This window comes from Bacillus sp. DHT2 (genome assembly GCF_026241455.1).
Classification (GTDB): Bacteria; Bacillota; Bacilli; order Bacillales; family Bacillaceae_G; genus Bacillus_A; species Bacillus_A pseudomycoides.
On sequence record NZ_JAPHWH010000050.1, the window covers coordinates 1 to 2948 of the forward strand.

Consider the following 2948-nt stretch of genomic DNA (forward strand, 5'->3'; position numbering starts at 1 on the left):
TTTTTTAATTTTAGTTTGGTTAAGTTAGAAAGGGCGCACGGTGGATGCCTTGACACTAGGAGTCGATGAAGGACGGGACTAACGCCGATATGCTTCGGGGAGCTGTAAGTAAGCTTTGATCCGAAGATTTCCGAATGGGGAAACCCACCATACGTAATGGTATGGTATCCTTACCTGAATACATAGGGTAAGGAAGACAGACCCAGGGAACTGAAACATCTAAGTACCTGGAGGAAGAGAAAGCAAATGCGATTTCCTGAGTAGCGGCGAGCGAAACGGAATCTAGCCCAAACCAAGAGGCTTGCCTCTTGGGGTTGTAGGACATTCTATACGGAGTTACAAAGGAACGAGGTAGACGAAGCAGCCTGGAAAGGCTCGTCACAGAGGGTAACAACCCCGTAGTCGAAACTTCGTTCTCTCTTGAATGTATCCTGAGTACGGCGGAACACGTGAAATTCCGTCGGAATCTGGGAGGACCATCTCCCAAGGCTAAATACTACCTAGTGATCGATAGTGAACCAGTACCGTGAGGGAAAGGTGAAAAGCACCCCGGAAGGGGAGTGAAAGAGATCCTGAAACCGTGTGCCTACAAATAGTCAGAGCCCGTTAATGGGTGATGGCGTGCCTTTTGTAGAATGAACCGGCGAGTTACGATCCCGTGCGAGGTTAAGCTGAAGAGGCGGAGCCGTAGCGAAAGCGAGTCTGAATAGGGCGTTTAGTACGTGGTCGTAGACCCGAAACCAGGTGATCTACCCATGTCCAGGGTGAAGTTCAGGTAACACTGAATGGAGGCCCGAACCCACGCACGTTGAAAAGTGCGGGGATGAGGTGTGGGTAGCGGAGAAATTCCAATCGAACCTGGAGATAGCTGGTTCTCCCCGAAATAGCTTTAGGGCTAGCCTTAAGTGTTAGAGTCTTGGAGGTAGAGCACTGATTGAACTAGGGGTCCTCATCGGATTACCGAATTCAGTCAAACTCCGAATGCCAATGACTTATCCTTAGGAGTCAGACTGCGAGTGATAAGATCCGTAGTCAAGAGGGAAACAGCCCAGATCGCCAGCTAAGGTCCCAAAGTGTGTATTAAGTGGAAAAGGATGTGGAGTTGCTTAGACAACTAGGATGTTGGCTTAGAAGCAGCCACCATTTAAAGAGTGCGTAATAGCTCACTAGTCGAGTGACTCTGCGCCGAAAATGTACCGGGGCTAAATACACCACCGAAGCTGCGAATTGATACCTATGGTATCAGTGGTAGGGGAGCGTTCTAAGGGCAGTGAAGTCAGACCGTAAGGACTGGTGGAGCGCTTAGAAGTGAGAATGCCGGTATGAGTAGCGAAAGACGGGTGAGAATCCCGTCCACCGAATGCCTAAGGTTTCCTGAGGAAGGCTCGTCCGCTCAGGGTTAGTCAGGACCTAAGCCGAGGCCGACAGGCGTAGGCGATGGACAACAGGTTGATATTCCTGTACCACCTCTTTATCGTTTGAGCAATGGAGGGACGCAGAAGGATAGAAGAAGCGTGCGATTGGTTGTGCACGTCCAAGCAGTTAGGCTGATAAGTAGGCAAATCCGCTTATCGTGAAGGCTGAGCTGTGATGGGGAAGCTCCTTATGGAGCGAAGTCTTTGATTCCCCGCTGCCAAGAAAAGCTTCTAGCGAGATAAAAGGTGCCTGTACCGCAAACCGACACAGGTAGGCGAGGAGAGAATCCTAAGGTGTGCGAGAGAACTCTGGTTAAGGAACTCGGCAAAATGACCCCGTAACTTCGGGAGAAGGGGTGCTTTCTTAACGGAAAGCCGCAGTGAATAGGCCCAAGCGACTGTTTAGCAAAAACACAGGTCTCTGCGAAGCCGTAAGGCGAAGTATAGGGGCTGACACCTGCCCGGTGCTGGAAGGTTAAGGAGAGGGGTTAGCGTAAGCGAAGCTCTGAACTGAAGCCCCAGTAAACGGCGGCCGTAACTATAACGGTCCTAAGGTAGCGAAATTCCTTGTCGGGTAAGTTCCGACCCGCACGAAAGGTGTAACGATTTGGGCACTGTCTCAACCAGAGACTCGGTGAAATTATAGTACCTGTGAAGATGCAGGTTACCCGCGACAGGACGGAAAGACCCCGTGGAGCTTTACTGTAGCCTGATATTGAATTTTGGTACAGTTTGTACAGGATAGGCGGGAGCCTTTGAAGCCGGAGCGCTAGCTTCGGTGGAGGCGCTGGTGGGATACCGCCCTGACTGTATTGAAATTCTAACCTACGGGTCTTATCGACCCGGGAGACAGTGTCAGGTGGGCAGTTTGACTGGGGCGGTCGCCTCCTAAAGTGTAACGGAGGCGCCCAAAGGTTCCCTCAGAATGGTTGGAAATCATTCGTAGAGTGCAAAGGCATAAGGGAGCTTGACTGCGAGACCTACAAGTCGAGCAGGGACGAAAGTCGGGCTTAGTGATCCGGTGGTTCCGCATGGAAGGGCCATCGCTCAACGGATAAAAGCTACCCCGGGGATAACAGGCTTATCTCCCCCAAGAGTCCACATCGACGGGGAGGTTTGGCACCTCGATGTCGGCTCATCGCATCCTGGGGCTGTAGTCGGTCCCAAGGGTTGGGCTGTTCGCCCATTAAAGCGGTACGCGAGCTGGGTTCAGAACGTCGTGAGACAGTTCGGTCCCTATCCGTCGTGGGCGTAGGAAATTTGAGAGGAGCTGTCCTTAGTACGAGAGGACCGGGATGGACGCACCGCTGGTGTACCAGTTGTTCTGCCAAGGGCATAGCTGGGTAGCTATGTGCGGAAGGGATAAGTGCTGAAAGCATCTAAGCATGAAGCCCCCCTCAAGATGAGATTTCCCATAGCGTAAGCTAGTAAGATCCCTGAAAGATGATCAGGTTGATAGGTTCGAGGTGGAAGCATGGTGACATGTGGAGCTGACGAATACTAATAGATCGAGGACTTAACCATATAATATGA

At 51.5% G+C, this 2948-nt stretch carries 1 rRNA gene; it reads left to right on the forward strand.

The window, feature by feature from the left end:
* The first annotated feature begins 17 nt into the window (after positions 1 to 17).
* Positions 18 to 2939 (forward strand): 23S ribosomal RNA (locus tag ORL93_RS30670).
* Positions 2940 to 2948 lie beyond the last annotated feature (9 nt).